General features: G+C 39.7%; 15 protein-coding genes. 6 read left to right on the forward strand and 9 right to left on the reverse strand.

The window, feature by feature from the left end:
• Positions 1-44 precede the first annotated feature (44 nt).
• From RMB13_RS19765 to RMB13_RS19790, 6 genes are all read right to left on the reverse strand, one after another.
• The gene (locus RMB13_RS19765; RefSeq protein WP_311086136.1) at positions 45-2,024 is read right to left on the reverse strand and encodes an ATP-dependent helicase; all 1,980 of its coding nucleotides are present in this window, start codon (positions 2,022-2,024) and stop codon (positions 45-47) included.
• A 114-nt stretch (positions 2,025-2,138) separates the two neighbouring features.
• A complete protein-coding gene (locus RMB13_RS19770; protein ID WP_016801770.1) occupies positions 2,139-2,711 on the reverse strand; it encodes an HdeD family acid-resistance protein in 573 nt (190 codons plus the stop codon).
• 135 nt (positions 2,712-2,846) lie between these two features.
• Positions 2,847-3,605: a hypothetical protein gene (locus RMB13_RS19775; protein WP_311086137.1), complete on the reverse strand. Its 759-nt coding sequence runs from the start codon at positions 3,603-3,605 to the stop codon at positions 2,847-2,849.
• Between the two features lie 88 nt (positions 3,606-3,693).
• Complete coding sequence (gene topA, locus RMB13_RS19780; protein ID WP_080026257.1) at positions 3,694-6,330, reverse strand: type I DNA topoisomerase; 2,637 nt, start codon at positions 6,328-6,330, stop codon at positions 3,694-3,696.
• Between the two features lie 35 nt (positions 6,331-6,365).
• Positions 6,366-6,815, reverse strand: a complete 450-nt coding sequence (locus RMB13_RS19785) for an ammonium transporter (protein ID WP_311086138.1) — start codon at positions 6,813-6,815, stop codon at positions 6,366-6,368.
• A 148-nt stretch (positions 6,816-6,963) separates the two neighbouring features.
• Positions 6,964-7,341 (reverse strand): helix-turn-helix domain-containing protein, encoded by a 378-nt coding sequence (locus RMB13_RS19790; RefSeq protein ID WP_281836632.1) that lies wholly within the window; start codon positions 7,339-7,341, stop codon positions 6,964-6,966.
• 99 nt (positions 7,342-7,440) lie between these two features.
• Between RMB13_RS19790 and RMB13_RS19795 the strand changes: the two genes are divergently transcribed.
• The gene (locus tag RMB13_RS19795; RefSeq protein ID WP_311086139.1) at positions 7,441-8,451 is read left to right on the forward strand and encodes a zinc-binding alcohol dehydrogenase family protein; all 1,011 of its coding nucleotides are present in this window, start codon (positions 7,441-7,443) and stop codon (positions 8,449-8,451) included.
• A gap of 55 nt (positions 8,452-8,506) precedes the next feature.
• On the opposite strand, the gene RMB13_RS19800 is transcribed toward RMB13_RS19795, so the two are convergent.
• Entirely contained in the window at positions 8,507-8,752 is a 246-nt protein-coding gene (locus tag RMB13_RS19800; RefSeq protein ID WP_311086140.1) for a SlyX family protein, read from the reverse strand.
• A 32-nt stretch (positions 8,753-8,784) separates the two neighbouring features.
• Between RMB13_RS19800 and RMB13_RS19805 the strand changes: the two genes are divergently transcribed.
• From RMB13_RS19805 to RMB13_RS19820, 4 genes are all read left to right on the forward strand, one after another.
• Complete coding sequence (locus RMB13_RS19805; protein ID WP_080026253.1) at positions 8,785-10,695, forward strand: ATP-binding cassette domain-containing protein; 1,911 nt, start codon at positions 8,785-8,787, stop codon at positions 10,693-10,695.
• Between the two features lie 236 nt (positions 10,696-10,931).
• Positions 10,932-11,564: a LysE family translocator gene (locus RMB13_RS19810; protein ID WP_017388434.1), complete on the forward strand. Its 633-nt coding sequence runs from the start codon at positions 10,932-10,934 to the stop codon at positions 11,562-11,564.
• A gap of 116 nt (positions 11,565-11,680) precedes the next feature.
• On the forward strand, positions 11,681-12,616 hold the full coding sequence (locus RMB13_RS19815; protein ID WP_045434903.1) for a lauroyl acyltransferase: 936 nt from the start codon (positions 11,681-11,683) through the stop codon (positions 12,614-12,616).
• 265 nt (positions 12,617-12,881) lie between these two features.
• Positions 12,882-13,982, forward strand: coding sequence for a glycosyltransferase family 4 protein (locus tag RMB13_RS19820; protein ID WP_311086141.1), 1,101 nt, complete (start codon positions 12,882-12,884; stop codon positions 13,980-13,982).
• Between the two features lie 54 nt (positions 13,983-14,036).
• Here RMB13_RS19820 and gltP read toward each other — a convergent pair whose 3' ends face one another.
• Entirely contained in the window at positions 14,037-15,323 is a 1,287-nt protein-coding gene (gltP, locus tag RMB13_RS19825) for a glutamate/aspartate:proton symporter GltP (RefSeq protein ID WP_205469937.1), read from the reverse strand.
• A 699-nt stretch (positions 15,324-16,022) separates the two neighbouring features.
• Positions 16,023-17,132 (reverse strand): endonuclease/exonuclease/phosphatase family protein, encoded by a 1,110-nt coding sequence (locus tag RMB13_RS19830; protein WP_311086142.1) that lies wholly within the window; start codon positions 17,130-17,132, stop codon positions 16,023-16,025.
• 187 nt (positions 17,133-17,319) lie between these two features.
• Here RMB13_RS19830 and asd point away from each other — a divergent pair, with 187 nt between their 5' ends.
• A complete protein-coding gene (gene asd, locus RMB13_RS19835) occupies positions 17,320-18,438 on the forward strand; it encodes an aspartate-semialdehyde dehydrogenase (protein ID WP_004641000.1) in 1,119 nt (372 codons plus the stop codon).
• Positions 18,439-18,491 lie beyond the last annotated feature (53 nt).

Here is an 18,491-nt window from a genome sequence, read left to right on the forward strand (position 1 = left end):
AGCAGCCAATATATTTAAGTAATCACAGTGTCTTATACAGTAGTTTAATCCAGATCGATACCAAAACCTAAATTTACTGCAGGTGAACGGTTCCATTGCTTTTTAGCAAATGGCTGAGGTACTTGCCTATGAATCTTTGCCTGAACTAAATGTGAAGGAAGATCATTTAGGAAATAACTTTCGATTTTACGACCTTGTTCGTCATAATTGTCTTCTGACCATGTATTGAGGTTTTGCTTAGTCAAAATTAATTCATTTTCTGCACGTGTTAATGCAACATACAAGACGCGGCGCTCTTCTTCGACATCATCAAAATCACCCTGTGCCCTTGCATAAGGGTATTGATTTGGCGATACATGAGGTACATAGCAGACTTTCTGTTCAGCACCTTTAGCTGAATGAATCGTAATCAAAGTCACTAAATCCTGATCAGCTGCTTTTTCAATTTCAGAAACTGAAATAGGTTCAAGCACATATTCTTCAAGAAACTCACCTAAAGATGCGTGTTTACGAGCAAGCTGCTTGACCAAATCAAAGTCTTTTAACCGGCGTGACCAATCTTTAGTTTTATAATTTTGCTCGAGTTGTTCACCTAAAGCATCGAGTGCTAAGCCAATACTTGCTTCAACATGCTGCTGCAATACATCTAACTGTTTTAAAATTAGAATCGCTTGTAAAGGAACTTTGCCATGACGTTCCAGTCGCTGGCAACGGTCCTCGACATCAGTAATTCCCATCAGCTCTTGAGCGAGCTTACTTGCTCCAACATCACCAATACCATCCCACAAAGTTAAGAAACGCATCCACGCCAAATCATCGTGAGGATTACTCACAATACGTAGCAGGCTAAGCACGTCTTTTACATGGGCCGACTCAAGAAGTTTTACACCACCAATAAAACGGTAAGGTAGTTCAGCAGCAATAAAAGCCCCTTCCAGATATCGTGCACTATAGCCAGAACGCACTAAAATCATATGGTCGTGCCAGCTTGCACCTTGCTGATGTCGCGTTATTAAATCCTGTGCAATCCAGTTTGCTTCTTCATACTCATTACCAAATAGGTGTAGCTGAGGCTTTTGGCCTTGACCACGATGGGCTTGCAGCTGTTTTTGATAATCAATTGGACTGTGTTCCAATAACCAATTTGATAAATCTAAAATTTCTTGAGTCGAGCGGTAATTTAAATCCAGTGTATGAATGACTGCGTCAGGTATCCGCTCTTTAAAAGAATGGATATTTTCAAAGTCTGCACCGCGAAAACCATAAATCGACTGGGCATCATCTCCAACACAAAACAACTTCACTTTGCCAATCAACGGCTGCAATAAAGCCCATTGTAAAGGATTAGTGTCTTGCATTTCATCAACCAGCAGTGCCTGACAAAAACCTGCAACCCAGTTGGTGAGTGCTTCAGAATTTTGTAAATGAACAGCCACAATTGAGAGAATATCGTCATAATCTAAAAAATTACGCTCTCTTTTTCGCTGCTCATACGTTTTCATCAAATCTGCAATTTGAGTCTTATGCTCATAGGCTTCTGGAAGCTGTTTGATTAATGCTTCAGAAAGCTTTGTTTGAGTATTTCTTGCATACGAATATAAATCACACAGCTCTGCGGCTTTAGGTAAGACGTTATCTTTATCTTTGCCTCTTAATAAGCGAAACATGAGCAACTGATCATCACGATCAATAATACTAAATTGATTTAACCCAAAAGCTTGTGGATTACGGCGCAGTAAATACATACAAAAAGTATGAAAAGTTGAAGCTCTCAGACCCTTTGCTTGTGCTCCCACATGTTGTTCTACTCTTGCAACAATCTCACTCGCAGCACGTCGAGTAAAAGTTAAAATCTGAATTTGGTTCGCTGGTAAGCCTTGATCAATTAAATAGGCTGCACGCGCAACAATCGTTTTAGTCTTGCCACAACCAGCACCTGCCAAAACTAAACAGTTTTGTGCAGACGTTGTTGCTGCTTTTTTTTGCTGAGTATTTAGTTCATTAATTAATTTTGCAAGACTCATAACACATATCGCTAACTCACCAAGGCATAGTTTAACAGAGCCCAGCAACGGATGGGTCTGCCCGTCCAAAAAACAAAAAGAGCACTTAAAGTGCTCTTTGAGTCGATATTATTTTTAAGATACTGTTTTTGAACTAGATGGAAGATGTTTAATAGCTGAAGCTAAACCAAGGAAGTTAATTCCCTGAAATAAGATATCAACAGCAAGGAACATTCCCAGCACCCAAAAAGGTGAATCTTTAGAAACCAAAATTAAAATACCAGTAAATAAGGTGAGTAGTCCTGAAAACAAGGTCCAGCCCCAGCCTGTAATAGGCTTAAGTAAAATTGCATTTATAGTACGTATAGCACCAGCAATGATAAGCGCTATAGATAATAGGCTTGTCAAAACCACAGCTGTAGTGACTGGAGTAGAAAAAGCGTAATAACCAGCCATGAGATACAGCACACCAAACAGTGCCCATAACCATCGGCTTGCGCCTTTAAAAACACTCATAGCCGCGACGAGATGTAACACACCTCCGACCATCATGAGTATTCCAAATAAAAAAACGACAGAAAAAGTCGCAAATGGCAATGAACTAAATAAAATCAGACCAAAACCAATAAGCACAAAGCCTAATATCAAATACCATTTACGGTCAGCATGTAACTGATTACGTACCAAATCATTACCTACAGTTTTCATCATGGCTACTCTTATTATCAGGTATTAGAATTTCATCTACCCAACAATAGTGATGTACTTCACACTTTTTGTCTGTATAAAATCTGCATCGTTTCTTAACAATTGATGTGGATAAAGCAGTATTTATCCACAGTTTTATTTCACCCAGCCAATTTCTCGGGCAGTAGGTAAACCTATGATCGTTTCTTGTAAATTATTGGGCATTTTACTACTCTGCTCAGATAAGGCAGTGCGACCTCCCATAATTTCAGCTTGATTTTGCGGATAAAGAGGAATTTTTTCTGGTTGAGCATAGCCTAGAGGATAAACCGGCTGTCCTGTTTTTAAATCATATTTGTCCTGTGCTCCAAAGCCATGTAATAACTCATGAACAATCACGACCTGATTTTGTGAAGCTTGTGTTTTGGTCGCAAATAAATTAACACTACCAATACGACCTTTTTCTAAAGCAGTCGAATGGATCAAGACTTTCTGATAATTTGGATCATAATAATTTAAGTAAAATTTGAGTGAGGCTCCACTATCATCGGGTTGTGTTTGTCGCCATGCATAAAAACGAAACTTTAAGCTCCACCAAATAACATACAAGATATTGGCATTTTGAGGAACCTCTGGTGGTCGTTGCTGCAACTGTTGTCCTAAGCGAATTTCAAAATTTCCTGTTTGCCCGCGATAATGCTGTGACCATTCATCTAGATAGTTTTTAATTGCCCAAAAATCTTCGTTTTTTAACTGATGAATATAGCTCTGCGTTGCCTGTAAACCATCAGCATTCACTGGATGTAAAACGACTACAACTGTGTGATTCCAATCTTGATTCTGATCTCGCCATGCCTGAACAGCAACAATCAATAAAATAATTAATAAGCATAAGATCCGAATGTTTTTCCACATTCTTATTCCCCATAAAATTAAAATTTTCTTTTATTGTTTTAGACATAAAAAATGCTAGCTGAGCTAGCATTTTTTATGTTGGACTTGATTAGCCCTCAACCCATTTACCATCTTGATAAATTAGGCTCCATTTAGTTTGTTTACCCTCTGGTGTTTCCGAGCCGACATATTGTGATTGATTCTTACGACTGAATTTCACAACTGCTGGATTACCTTCTGGATCTACATCTGGTGCTTGCAAAATAAATTGATATTTTGGATCAAGTTGAGCTGCAACACTACGTAACTCTGCTACTTTTGGTGCGCGTGTTTCACGAATTTTCGGGAATTTACTCGCTGCCAAGAATAAACCTGCTGCGCCATCACGTAACACAAAGAAGTCATCATGTTTCGCTGAACGTAGGTGTTCCATCTTGATTGGCTCTACACGTGGAGGTGCAGGTTGGCCGCTCTTCAAGACTTTACGTGTATTGTCACAACTGGTACAAGCGAAATATGGACCAAAACGACCCGTCTTAAGCTGCATTTCACCATCACATTTATCACATGGGATCGTTGGGCCATCATAACCCTTGATCTTGAACTCACCTTCTTCAAGCTCAAAACCATCACAGTCCGGGTTGTTACCACATACGTGCAGTTTACGACCACCATCAATCACATAGCTGTCCATGGCAGTGCCACATTTCTCACAGCGATGCTTTGACATCAAGTCTGCTGTTTCAGCACCATCATCATCAGATAGAGCAGCTAACGACTCAACAGGTGTTAAGTTCAGCGTACCTTTACAACGCTCTTTAGGTGGCAAGTTATAGCCAGAACATCCTAAGAATACACCAGTTGTACCCGTACGAATCTGCATTGGACGTGAGCATTCAGGGCAATGTACTGCTGGTACTTCAACCGGTTGGTTACGGCGCATTCCCTGCTCGCCCTGAGCATTAGTTAAACGTTTCTTAAAGTCACCGTAGAAAGTGTCTAGTAACTCTTTCCAGTTACGCTCACCTGTTGCGACCTTATCAAGCTGACCTTCGAGGTCTGCCGTAAAGGCATAATTCATCAGGTTATTAAAACTTTCATCCAGACGATCTGTCACAATCTCGCCCATTTTCTCGGCGAAAAGACGACGGTTTTCTAACTTAACGTAACCACGTTCTTGAATGGTAGAAATAATAGCTGCATAGGTCGATGGACGGCCAATACTACGTTTTTCAAGCTCTTTAACTAAAGATGCTTCAGTAAAACGTGCAGGTGGTTTAGTAAAGTGCTGACTTGGATCTAACTTTTCTAATTTTAAAATTTCGCCTACTTTAATAGCAGGTAAAATAATATCGTCATCTGACTTATTCGCGCCACGTACTTTAGTGAAGCCTTCAAATACAAGCGTACGGCCTTTCGCCTTTAACTCAACATTCGCTGCTTCAACAATCAAAGTAGAAGATAGATATTCTGCTGGCGTCATTTGACACGCAACAAACTGACGCCAGATCAAATCATATAGACGTTGAGCATCACGCTCTACACCTGCAAGTTGATCACCTGTAAGCGCAACATTTGACGGACGAATCGCCTCATGGGCTTCTTGAGCACCCGCTTTGTTACCGTAGCGGTTTGGCTTTGCTGGTAAATATTTTTCACCATATTGGCTTTCAATATGGGCACGTACCATGCTTACTGCATCATCACTCAAGAAAGTTGAGTCAGTACGCATATAGGTAATAAAACCTGCTTCATATAAACGCTGCGCCAACATCATGGTTTTCTTCACAGAAAAACCTAAACGTGTACTCGCAGCCTGTTGCAAAGTTGAAGTAATGTAAGGTGCGCTTGGATTGACCTTAGTTGGTTTATCTTCACGCTGTGCAACTTTATATTCAGCACCTTTTAGAACATCTAATAAAGCATCAGTTTCAGCTTTATTTTTCAGTTTAAGGGTTTTACCAGCCTGTCTAAATGCTTCAAGACGAATATCATCTTTTTTGGACTGAGTATCTGCAAAAACTTGCCAATATTCTTCTGGAATAAAAGCACGAATTTCACGCTCACGCTCTACAACCAGTTTCACTGCTACTGACTGCACACGTCCGGCAGATAAACCACGGGCAATTTTTTCCCAAAGTAATGGTGAAACCATAAAGCCCACTACACGGTCTAAGAAACGACGTGCTTGCTGAGCATTTACACGATTTAGATCTAGACGTGTTGGCTGTTTAAATGCTTCTTGAATGGCATTTTTAGTAATTTCGTTAAACACCACGCGGTGATAACGACTGTCATCACCACCGATAACTTCTCTTAGGTGCCAAGCAATGGCTTCCCCTTCTCTATCCAAGTCCGTTGCGAGATAGATTGCATCGGCATCTTTGGCGAGTTTTTTGAGTTCAGCAACAACATTTTCTTTGCCAGGCAGAACTTCGTAATGAGCTTCCCAACCATGTTCAGGATCAACCCCCATACGATTAACTAAAGCCTGACTAGCTTTTTGTTCTTTTTCGGCTTCGGTGAGTTTAGTCCGGGCAGCCGGCTTTTTCTCTGTTGATTTACTGCCGCCTGTTGGCAAGTCACGTACGTGACCTACAGAAGACTTTACAATGAATTGCGAACCCAAATATTTATTGATGGTTTTCGCTTTGGCAGGCGACTCCACAATCACTAAGGCACGTTTATGTGCAGCAGGTGCAGTAGATGCTGTGCTTTGAGATGCAGAGCGCGAGGTATTCGCCATATAAAATGTTATTCCTATACCAATAAATTTAAAAATCAGGCTTTAGCCAAGGCCAACAGATAAGCCTTCATCTCATCTAATTGTGTCGCTCTTAGGTCTGATTCCTCATCCCAATAAAGCCCTACACAGTTTGCCTGCATATCAATAGCATAAATCCCTTTTAATGCAATGGGAGAATCATTAAATTTCTCATCACCCTGAATTACTTTTAACTTGCCGTCTATAACACGAGCACGGATTAAAGATAAACGGGCATCAGGAATCAATACACTATAATAAGCAACCATGCTGGCACGTTTTTCAGTAGCCATTGGGACATGTGTCCATTCAGGTGCAACAATTACACGCGGATGTAACCCTATTTTACGGGCTTTATCTCGCATAATACCAAGTGCCTTTTCACGAGGGCTCACTCTTAAACCAAAAATGGAGCCTATTACGAAAAGAACAATGATAACGGTAACCCAAATTCCCATATTGTCCATAGCAAAACCTATTAATCTCTTTTATTAGAGTTGCATAAGCTGACCAGAAAACGCAAGTTACATCATAAAAATAATCCCTGATAAGATCACAAGACCCAAAATACCGGTATTTCAAGGTGCAAATTGCCGTGAGATTATTTAAATATGTTTAAGGGTTCTGATCGCTCGCAACCAATGCCAATTTACCAAACTGATCAAGATGGGCATCTCCCCACAGTTTTAAAGCAAACAAGATTTGCTCTAGACTTTGTCCTAAATCAGTTAGAGAGTACTCAACCTTAGGCGGAACTTGAGGATAAACTTCTCGATGAATAATCCCGTCTTGTTCTAACTCACGTAACTGATTTGTCAGCATTCTTTGAGTAATGCTTGGAACACGCTTTCGAATTTCATTAAACCTTAAGGTGCCTTCATTAAATAAATGCCAAAGAATGACGCATTTCCACTTTCCGTCAATCAAACTAATGGCTGCCTCAACTGAACAACCTGGAGAGCAATCAAAACTTGAATGCCGTGCTTTTGCCATTTTACAGTATCCTTTTTGACACTATGAGTGTTATTTGTCAGTAGTCACTTATTTTAAGCTTACGTTATGATCAAACTCCCAACAAGAGGAATTATTATTATGAAAGCTGTGGCATATCAAAAAGCAGGTCTCATTACATCACCAGAGGCACTCGTTGACGTCGAATTAGATACACCTGTTGCAGAAGATCATGATCTACTTGTCCGTGTCCAAGCAGTCTCTGTGAACCCTGTAGACACAAAAATTCGCAACAATGTGAATGCAGATAATAATCAGTGGAAGACTCTTGGCTGGGATGCGGTAGGTATCGTTGAAGCGATTGGAGACAAAGTCTCACAATTTAAAGTCGGAGATGTGGTTTGGTATGCGGGTGCACTCAATCGCCAAGGCAGTAATAGTGAATTACAGTTGGTTGATGAACGCATTGTGGGCCATAAACCAAAGACCTTAGAACCTACAGAAGCAGCGGCCCTTCCTTTAACCGCAATCACGGCGTGGGAAATGTTATTTGATCGGTTACAGGTCCCAAAACTTGCTCCAGAAAATACATCAATATTGGTGATTGGTGGGGCTGGGGGTGTTGGTTCAATCACAATTCAACTACTCAAGCAATTAACCAATCTCACGATTATTACAACAGCCTCACGAGCAGAAACTAAAGAGTGGGTTAAACAACTCGGTGCCGACTATGTGTTAGATCATCGTCAACCTTTAGCGACACAAATCAAGCAATTGAACCTAAATGCACCTTTATATGTATTCTCGACTACCCAAACTGATCAACATTTATCAGACATCGTAGAGTTGATTGCACCACAAGGCCATTTTGGCTTAATTGATGATCCGGCACAGTTAGATATTAAACCTTTTAAATCTAAGTCGGTATCAGTGCACTGGGAGTTTATGTTCACTCGTTCCATGTATCAAGCCCAAGACATGGTTAAACAAAGTGAATTACTCAATGAGGTTGCAGAGCTTGTTGACGCAGGTAAAATCAAGACGACTCTTTCGCAAGTTTTAAGCCCAATTAATGCTCAAAACCTAAAACTGGCTCACCAACAAATTGAAAGTGGTACAACAAAAGGGAAAATCGTATTACATGGTTTTTAAGCAAAATTCATAAATATCCCCTAATAAAATGGCAAGTATTGAACTTGCTATTTTATTAATAGTGAGGAGGTTTATTGGTTAATGGGTCAAAAGCGGCAATACCTTCTGATAAATCCGATGATTCCATACGTTGATAAAGAAATTGCATTTGTTTTTTTAAATCAGCTATTTCTTGGGTCTGAATAACGAGTTGTTGATTTAATTCTTCAACTAAATCATCCAAAAATGTAATTCGCACTTGCAAATCTTCAATGGGTGCGGACAATGACGCTTGATCATCATGATATGGTGGTTTAGTCATTTAAATCCTCATTTGAGATTCTGGAAAACATTATGGCCTATATTACCCTAAGGGATGTCCAACTTGCTTTTGGCGGACCTGCCTTGCTCGATGGCGCGAACTTTAATCTAGAACGTGGCGAACGAGTCTGTTTAATTGGGCGTAATGGTGAAGGTAAGTCTACTTTACTTAAACTGATCGAGGGAAGCCTATTACCAGATTCTGGTGAAGTTTCCATTCAAAATGGTCTAACTGTTTCAATGTTAGCCCAAGACGTTCCAATGGACTCTGGCAAAGTAGCCGACATTGTGGCAGATGGTGCAGGAGAAGCAGCAGAAGTACTCAGAGCTTATCATGAAGCGACTGATGCTTGTATGCTAGGAGATATGGAAGCCTGTGATCGTATGGGTAACCTTCAGCATAAGCTAGACCAACTAGACGGTTGGGCACTCGAAAATAAAGTAAATGCTCTTCTAAGCAAAATGGGTCTCGATCCAAATGCCGACTTAGCAGACCTATCTGGTGGACGTAAACGCCGTGTTTTATTAGCTCGCGCTCTATTGACGCAACCGGACGTATTACTTCTAGACGAACCAACGAACCATTTAGACGTTGAAAGTATTGAATGGTTAGAAAAATTTTTACTAGATCAAAATAATTTAACGCTTCTGTTTATCTCGCATGACCGTTCTTTTGTAGATAGCATTGCAACTCGAATTGTAGAGCTTGATCGTGGCATTCTACGAGGTTATGAAGGTAACTATTCACGTTATTTAGAGCTTAAAGCTCAGCAAATGGAAGCAGAAGAAAAACAGAATGCTTTATTTGATAAAAAACTAGCTGAAGAAGAGGCTTGGATTCGCCAAGGTATTAAGGCACGTCGTACGCGTAATGAAGGCCGTGTTCGTGCCCTAAAAGCTTTACGAGAAGAATCTAAAGCACGCCGCTCACAACAAGGCAAAGTGAGTATGGCAACTCAAGATGCAAATCGTTCTGGTAAATTAGTATTCGATATCGAACATTTAAGCGTATCTTATGGTGACAATCTACTCATCAAAGATTTTTCTGCCCTTGTCATGCGCGGTGACCGTATTGGTTTAGTCGGCGATAACGGTGTTGGTAAAACGACATTGATTAAAGCTATTTTAGGTACAATCGAACATGGCGGCTCAGTTAAAACAGGCACACAGTTAGAAGTTGCTTATTTTGACCAGTTGCGTAATGCCTTAGACCTTGAAAAAACGGTAATGGCCAACGTTTCAGAAGGCTCTGACTTCGTTGATGTGAATGGCAACCGTCGTCATATCTACAGCTATCTACAAGACTTCTTATTTTCACCTGAACGTGCACGTACTCCAGTAAAAGCACTTTCTGGTGGTGAACGAAATCGTATCTTACTGGCTAAATTGCTGCTCAAACCGTCGAATCTGATTGTAATGGATGAGCCAACCAATGACTTGGATATGGTAACCCTTGAGCTACTTGAAGAAATGTTAGCCGAATACAAAGGCACTTTGCTTCTCATTAGCCATGACCGTGCGTTTATGGATAACGTAGTAACATCGACGTGGGTATTTGATGGTAAAGGTAACATTGCAGAGTACATCGGTGGATATCAAGACTATTTGCAACAGCGTCCAGATGATAAAGTTGTAGATCAGAAATCTGATGTAAAAAAAGCTCAGGCAAAAGCTGAAGCTGAAAAAGCCGCAGCTCAGAACAGTGCTAAAAAAGTCAAACTTAGTTATAAAGATCAGCGTGAACTTGAACAATTACCTGCTGAAATTGAAAACTTAGAAAAGGAGCAAGCAGAACTTTCTGAGAAACTTGCAGATGGTTCATGGTTTGTTAAAGATGCTGACGCAGCAACAAAAGCAAGCCAACGTCTCACAGAAATTGACGAGTTATTACTTGAAAAATTGGAACGTTGGGACGTGCTTGAACAAATGAGCAAAGGAAACTAATCAGCTTTACTTTGCTAAGAAGAACGTAAAAAAAGAGCCTCCTTAAATTAAGGGGGCTCTTTTTTTATATTAAGAATATAAGCTTTTTTAAAATCAAAGCTTATACATCACATTCCTATAGTGGATTATATCTTCGCTATTTTCAGTATTTTAAAAATAGCCTTGTGCTTGAATGTAAGACTTCTAAAAATAATTATGTTATATCTAACAACATAATAATATTGGAGTGTTTTCACATGCTAGAGCTTTCTCAAATTTTGGCATTTGGACTAATTTGTTTGGCGATGGTACTCACTCCTGGCCCCAATATGATTTACCTTATTTCTCGTTCGATTTGCCAAGGGAAAACAGCAGGATTTATCTCTTTAGGTGGAGTAGCTGTAGGCTTTATCTTTTATATGCTTTGCGCATCTTTTGGTATTACGGCGTTAATTGTAGCTGTTCCCTACGCCTATGATACTATTCGTATTGCGGGTGCAATTTATTTACTCTGGCTTGCATGGAAAGCATTACGCCCAAATGCCTCCCCTATTTTTAATGTAAAAGATTTATCAGTAGATTCCCCAGCTAAACTTTTTTTAATGGGTTTTGCTACAAATTTGCTTAATCCTAAAATTGCCATTATGTATTTATCTTTACTGCCACAGTTTATTCACCCACAACAAGGCAGTATTTTATGGCAATCAATCCAACTTGGTACGATTCAAATTTTTGTAAGCGTTTCAGTAAATGCTCTTATTGTACTTTCTGCGGGTAGCATTGCGCTTTTTCTACAAGAAAAGCCTCTTTGGGCAAATATACAACGCTGGCTCATGGGAACTGTATTAGCCGGACTCGCTGTTAAAATTCTTTTAGAAAATCGCCGATAATCCAGCCTTCTTATTTCAAAACCTCTTAACACTCAATTGAACAGTGTATTACGACGATAAATTCAGTTCGTGATACACTTTTGCCAGTTTTAATTTTTTGAAATCTTTATATCGTTATGAGCCAAAAGCAGTCTTATACGCCCGGTGAATTTCAATGGTCCTTTTTATTGCCTAAATATTGGGGCGTTTGGATTGCTATTGTTTTTTTAATGCTTTTGGCTATTTTACCATGGGCCATACAATGGCGTCTGGCACATAGCGTAGCTCATCTGGCTTGGAAATATCTAAAATCACGCCGTAAAACAACTATTCGTAATTTAGAAGTCTGCTTTCCGGAATGGTCTGCCGATAAAGTTCAACAGCAAGCTCAACAAGTTTTTGTCGATATGATGCTTGGCGTGTTTGAAACCTTAAATGCATGGTACAACCCGCGCTGGTTTAAAAACCGAGTTACTATTGAGGGTTTAGAACACATTACCAATGCCCAAGCTCAAGGCAAAGGTGTTTTATTACTGGGGACTCATAGTACGCTTCTTGATGCAGGCGGCTATCTTTGTGCTCAATATTTTGAACCTGATGTTGTCTATCGCCCTCAAAATAATCCATTGCTCGATATGCTCATTTATCGTTGCCGTGGCACGATTTATAAAGCACAAATCGATCATGACGATATGCGTGGTTTAATTCGTCACCTTAAAGATGGCGATGCAATTTGGTATAGCCCAGATCAAGACTTTGGACTTAAACAAGGTGTTATGGCACCTTTCTTTGGTGTACCTGCTGCCACAGTCACTGCACACCGCCGCTTATTGAAAATATCAAAAGCAGTCGCGGTGCCTTTATATTTCTACCGTCATGGGGATATTAAGAATCCCAAATATCATGTTCTGATTGAACCCGCAGTCGACAATATGCCAAGTGATGATGAAGTTGATGATGCAACACGCGTCAATAAAATTATTGAAAATCAGCTTCGAATCGCACCGACTCAATATATGTGGTTTCACCGTCGCTTTAAAACACGTCCTGAAGGATATGAAGAAATCTATTAACATAAAGCTGTAATAATTTTAAATTGATAGTAGGCACTGCCTCAATTTAAAGTGAAATTCAAATAGTTTCGAATAGGCAGACCTTACTTTTTAGGGATAAAAAGTAAGCAAAAATCCTTTGTTCCGCTGATGTTACCTCCTTGTAACACAGCGAAACAGCGACATCCATGTCGCTATCACGATAGTAAATTCCGGATAATGATTTAGTTTGAAATGATGTATCTGCGGATGGTCCATCTTTTATGAATGTATAAGGCAAAAAACAATGAAAGTGATGCAACTTCTCCCAGAACTCAACAGCGGTGGCGTAGAACGCGGCACACTTGAAATCGCACGTGCGCTTGTTACACAAGGCCATCAGTCTATTGTTGTGTCCAATGGCGGGCGCTTAGTTTCACAGCTCGAAGCTGAAGGTTCTACTCATTTGACACTGCCTATTCATAAAAAGTCACTTTCAAGCTTGTGGCAGATCCGGCCTTTACGCCAGCTTATTGAACAGCATCAACCCGACATTGTTCATGTACGCTCTCGTGTACCTGCATGGTTAACTCATTTTGCTTTAAGAAAAATACCTAAAAATAAACGCCCTCACCTCATTAGCACGGTACATGGCTTCTACTCAGTCAATCGTTATAGCGCAATTATGACTCAAGCTGAGAAAGTCATTGCTGTTTCTGATAGCGTGGTCAAATACATCACTGACCATTATAAAAATTGCCCACCACAAGATATTGTGCGGATTTATCGAGGGATTGACCCAGCTGCTTTTCCGCATAACTATCACCCTCCAGCACAATGGTTTAATCAAGTTTTTAATGATTTTCCTGAGCTCGAAAATAAGTTTTTACTTTGCTTGCCTGGCCGTATTACACGTTTAAAAGGCCATGAAAGCTTAATTGAACTTATGCAAAAACTAGGTGAACAATATCCTCAACTACATGCGGTTGTGGTCGGCGGTGCTGATACAAAAAAACAGGCCTATTTAAGTGAGCTGCAAAGCACCATTCAAAGTAAAGGTCTCGCAGATAAAATTACCTTCGTAGGACATCGCTCAGATATACGTGAATGGCTCGCTTTTAGCGATATTGTGCTCTCTCTATCCAATCAGGCAGAAACATTTGGCAGAACAGCCTTAGAAGCGCTCTCAGTAGGTACGCCAGTCATTGGCTGGAACCGTGGAGGTGTTGCCGAGATTTTATCTAATGTGTATCCACAAGGTCTTGTTGAAGTAGGAAATGAAAAGGTTTTAGTGGAAACTGTGGAACAGCATATTGAACAGCCTCAAGTCGTTGCCCCTGTTACCATGTTTAGCTTGAAAGACATGTGTGATCAGACACTGGCACTATATGAATCTATACTGAAATAACCTCATAAAAAAACCCGCGATCAACGCGGGTTTTTACTACAATAACAAGGCAGATTATTTATAAGTTGCCTCATAAGCTGCTGCTTTCTCGCTGTCATATTGTTTTTCCCATTTACTAATCACAAGTACTGCAAGTGCATTACCTACAACGTTCAATGCGGTACGCGCCATATCCATGATACGGTCAACACCAGCAATAAATGCTAAGCCTTCAAGTGGAATACCAACTGTATGTAACGTAGCTAATAACACCACGAATGATACACCAGGAACACCAGCAATACCTTTAGAAGTAATCATTAAGGTTACAACTAAAAGAACTTGTTGACCAATTGACATGTCAATACCATAAAGCTGCGCAATAAAGATAGCAGCAATACTTTGGTAAAGTGTTGAACCGTCAAGGTTAAATGAATAACCCGTTGGAATTACAAAACTAGAAATTGCTTTTGGTGCACCGTAGTCTTCCATTTTTTGCATAATACGCGGTAGAACAGTTTCCGAGCTCGCTGTTGAGTAAGCTAAGATCAGTTCATCTTTCAATATTTTCATTAGAATAAGGATATTGATACCGAACATTTTTGCAGTGATTCCTAAAACCACAAAAGCAAAGAATAAGATAGCTACGTAAACTAATACCACTAATTTAGCTAATGGAATTAATGATGCGAAACCGAAGTTCGCAACAGTTACAGCGATCAAACCAAACACACCAAATGGTGCATATTTCATAATGATGTGTGTCACACGGAACATTGTTTCTGACACAGCATGAAATACGCTTAACAATGGATCTTTGGTCTTCTCTGGCAATGAAGATAAACCTATACCAAATAACACGGCGAAGAAAATCACTGGCAACATTTCGCCATGTGCCATCGAGTTAATAATATTGGTTGGAATCATTGACAAAACTGTCTGTACCAAACCATGCGATTGAGAACTAACTTCTTGAGCTGTACTCTTATATTGAGAAATATCGGTTTGAACCAGTTGAGACATATCAATGCCTGAACCAGGATGGAAGATATTTGCCGCAACCAAACCAACTAAAATGGCAATCGTGGTAATAATTTCAAAATAGAGAATGGTTTTAAAACCAAGACGCCCTAAACTTTTCGTACTGCCAACACCTGCAATACCTAAAATTAAGGTAGAGAAAACGATTGGAATAACAATCATTTTAATCAGGCTAATAAAGATCTTACCCATTGGTGTAAGAACATTATTCACAATACTATCTTTGATTTCAGGCTGGTTATGTAAAACAGCCCCTACAACTATCCCTAGGACTAAAGCAATTAAAATTTGCCAAGCAAGGCTAAATTTAAAATTCTTCATAAGACAATCCTTATGCACCGCAAAGTATCAAATATGAGAGGGAGAAGACCACTAACTAAGAGTGAAACCTCAATATGTACAGTAATTTCCAAACAGAAATTTAAATGCACAAACAAATCACAACTCGCCGATCCGGCGAAATAAACAACAATGCCTGTTGACGATCCAACATGTCAACGATCGGCACATTCTATTGAGATTTGCCAATTAAACAACCCCAATTTATATCTAAATAGATCAAAGCCTATATTTATTCATCAATAATCTATAAAAACAAAAACTTATCAAAAAAAAATTTTTATCTATTTTTCATTTAAAATTGCTCAGATATATAAAGAACTTATGAACTCTTACCTACAGTTAAATAGATTTTTAAATTAAGATTAACTTAACAATATTTCTTATATTCGCAATGAACTAAATAGGGTATATATAAAATATTAACCCGAGTTCTGCGTCCTGCAAAACTCGGGTAAATGAGGTTGTGCTTTCAGGTTAATCGTTATTTTTATCGTTTCCGTTCCAACATCTGATCCGTGATGCTTATTCCATATCAGCTTAGTGTATCCTTACGTGGGATCGTCCATTCCCGTTTCCGTGTGCCGATGAATGTAGAATAAGGTTTTTATACCCCTCTGCCTATTGGCCCTAGACTCAAATCTTTGTACGATATTGCTTACATCGATTTTTATATGCTTTTTATTTATAAGGCTGCGCAATTTCATCAGTCACAATTTTTTCTTCTTTTTCAGCCTTGGCAATTCCTTCTTGTATAGCGCTTTGGGCCTCTTCTTCATCATTTTGGGTTTGTTCTAATTCTTCTTGAATTTGTTCAAACACCCGACCGGTCTGCAAAACGACATATACTGGAAAATGATCCGATCCAATATGTGGCAACCGTTTCATTTTAACTAGACCAAAATCAGTACTATGAAAAATATGGTCTAAAGACCAACGCAGCAATGGATAATCTGCATGGAAGGTATTAATGAAATGTCGACCAACCCGTGGATCAAGTAATCCGCTAATACGTTGAAATAAACGTGTAGTACGTGACCATGCTACATCGTTTAAATCCCCCATCACAATACAGCTTTCATCTAAGTCTTTAATCTGATCTCCAACAATCAATAGTTCTGCATCACGTAAAGTCGAATCTTTCGCCTCGGTTGGACTCGGTGGCTTAGGATGCAAACAATAGAGTTGAACTGGCATACCAGATCGTAAAGTTACAGTGGTGTGAATTGAAGGAATTTCATCACTCAAAATAAATTTAACTTCTGTATTTGATAGAGGTAAACGGCTATATAAATGCATTCCATATAAGTTATCTAAAGGCACAGGAACACGATGAGGATAATCTTCTTCAATTTCTTTTAAAGCATTTTCCCATGTCTTGTCACTTTCTAAGGTAAGCAGTAAATCAGGTTGTAATTTCCGAATCTGCTCAAGAAGTAAATGATATTTATCATTAGGGGTTAGAACGTTAGATACAATCAATGAAATCTGCTTTTGAGGGTCTAATTGAGACCGCCTCACCTGCTTAACCTGTTTTTTCCAAAATAGGGTATAAGGCAAAACCATTTTAAGCTGATAGGCAATCGCAGCGATGAGCACGGCAAGCACGATCTCACGCCATACATTCCACTCGGTAGGCCAAAACAACATACCCACAAAGGCTAATAGGCCAACAAATAGAATCTGCAAACGAGGAAAGTCGGCGCCACGAAACCACCACTCATCACGAGGAATAAGTGACCAGAAACTTAACCAAATCACCAGACCAGCTAGAACTTCGATATAAATCATTGAATTTTCTCTTTTAAGATGATTTGGTTTTTAAATTTTTTGTCATCTTTATCAATTTTGTATGTAACATAAACAAGATATTCTACTCAATAAACATGGTGTTTTGTTTCTGTAACGCTTGCAGTTGTGGACACTTTTGATACACTCAACTCCCCCTAATAATTTTAACGCACCGAGGCAAAATGACATGAAAGTAGGTCTGGTCGGTTGGCGCGGGATGGTCGGTTCCGTCCTTATGCAACGTATGGTTGAAGAGAATGATTTTGCTCATATTGAGCCATTTTATTTCTCTACCAGTAATGCAGGTGGTGAAGCTCCTTCATTTGGTGGTAAGACTGCCCCAGCACTTATGGAAGCTACAGACATTAATAGTCTGAAGCAAATGGATGTCATTATTACCTGTCAAGGTGGTGACTATACGTCTGAAGTTTTCCCACAGTTAAAAGCAACTGGTTGGAATGGCTACTGGATTGATGCAGCCTCTACTTTACGTATGTCAGATGATGCAATCATCGTTCTTGACCCAGTAAACCTTAACGTTATCAAAGATGGTTTGGCTAACGGCACCAAAACTTTCGTAGGCGGCAACTGTACTGTATCGCTTATGTTGATGGGCTTGGGTTCACTTTTCCAAAATAATTTGGTGGAGTGGATGACTGCTATGACTTATCAAGCAGCATCAGGCGCTGGCGCACAAAACATGCGTGAGCTAATTACTGGTATGGGCTACTTATATAACAATACCAAAACGTTGTTAGATGACCCTAAATCAGCAATTTTGGATATTGATCGTCAAGTTGCCGAGTTACAACGTGGCGAAGGTTTTCCATCTGCTAACTTTGGCGTGCCATTAGCTGGATCGTTGATTCCTTACATTGATAAGCAACTTGAAAGCGGTCAGTCAAAAGAAGAATGGAAAGGTCAGGTTGAAACCAACAAGATCTTGGGTAATTCACAAATTATTCCAATCGATGGTCACTGTGTCCGTATTGGCGCGATGCGTTGTCACTCTCAAGCACTGACGATCAAGTTGAAAAAAGATGTCCCGCTTGATGAAATCGAAGATATGATTCGTACTTCAAACCAATGGGCGAAAGTTGTACCAAACACTCGTGAAGCGTCTATGACTGACCTTACACCTGTTGCTGTAACAGGCACCTTAACTGTACCTGTCGGCCGTTTGCGTAAACTTAACATGGGTAAAGAATATTTAGGCGCATTCACAGTAGGTGATCAGTTACTTTGGGGTGCTGCTGAACCTTTACGTCGTATGTTACGTATCTTAGTAGAATACAAAAGCTCATAATTTGGTCTGAATTATTCAGTCAAAACAAAAAGCCGATCACATTAGATCGGCTT

The sequence above is a fragment of the Acinetobacter sp. V102_4 genome (genome assembly GCF_031799005.1).
Classification (GTDB): domain Bacteria; phylum Pseudomonadota; class Gammaproteobacteria; order Pseudomonadales; family Moraxellaceae; genus Acinetobacter; species Acinetobacter calcoaceticus.

Coding starts and splice junctions, on each gene's coding strand:
- RMB13_RS19765 (WP_311086136.1), bottom strand. CDS start 2,024: ATGAGTCTTGCAAAATTAATTAATGAACTAAATACTCAGCAAAAAAAA.
- RMB13_RS19815 (WP_045434903.1), top strand. CDS start 11,681: ATGAGCCAAAAGCAGTCTTATACGCCCGGTGAATTTCAATGGTCCTTT.
- RMB13_RS19775 (WP_311086137.1), bottom strand. CDS start 3,605: ATGTGGAAAAACATTCGGATCTTATGCTTATTAATTATTTTATTGATT.
- RMB13_RS19785 (WP_311086138.1), bottom strand. CDS start 6,815: ATGGACAATATGGGAATTTGGGTTACCGTTATCATTGTTCTTTTCGTA.
- RMB13_RS19790 (WP_281836632.1), bottom strand. CDS start 7,341: ATGGCAAAAGCACGGCATTCAAGTTTTGATTGCTCTCCAGGTTGTTCA.
- RMB13_RS19820 (WP_311086141.1), top strand. CDS start 12,882: ATGAAAGTGATGCAACTTCTCCCAGAACTCAACAGCGGTGGCGTAGAA.
- RMB13_RS19805 (WP_080026253.1), top strand. CDS start 8,785: ATGGCCTATATTACCCTAAGGGATGTCCAACTTGCTTTTGGCGGACCT.
- RMB13_RS19810 (WP_017388434.1), top strand. CDS start 10,932: ATGCTAGAGCTTTCTCAAATTTTGGCATTTGGACTAATTTGTTTGGCG.
- RMB13_RS19770 (WP_016801770.1), bottom strand. CDS start 2,711: ATGAAAACTGTAGGTAATGATTTGGTACGTAATCAGTTACATGCTGAC.
- asd (WP_004641000.1), top strand. CDS start 17,320: ATGAAAGTAGGTCTGGTCGGTTGGCGCGGGATGGTCGGTTCCGTCCTT.
- topA (WP_080026257.1), bottom strand. CDS start 6,330: ATGGCGAATACCTCGCGCTCTGCATCTCAAAGCACAGCATCTACTGCA.
- RMB13_RS19795 (WP_311086139.1), top strand. CDS start 7,441: ATGAAAGCTGTGGCATATCAAAAAGCAGGTCTCATTACATCACCAGAG.
- RMB13_RS19800 (WP_311086140.1), bottom strand. CDS start 8,752: ATGACTAAACCACCATATCATGATGATCAAGCGTCATTGTCCGCACCC.
- gltP (WP_205469937.1), bottom strand. CDS start 15,323: ATGAAGAATTTTAAATTTAGCCTTGCTTGGCAAATTTTAATTGCTTTA.
- RMB13_RS19830 (WP_311086142.1), bottom strand. CDS start 17,132: ATGATTTATATCGAAGTTCTAGCTGGTCTGGTGATTTGGTTAAGTTTC.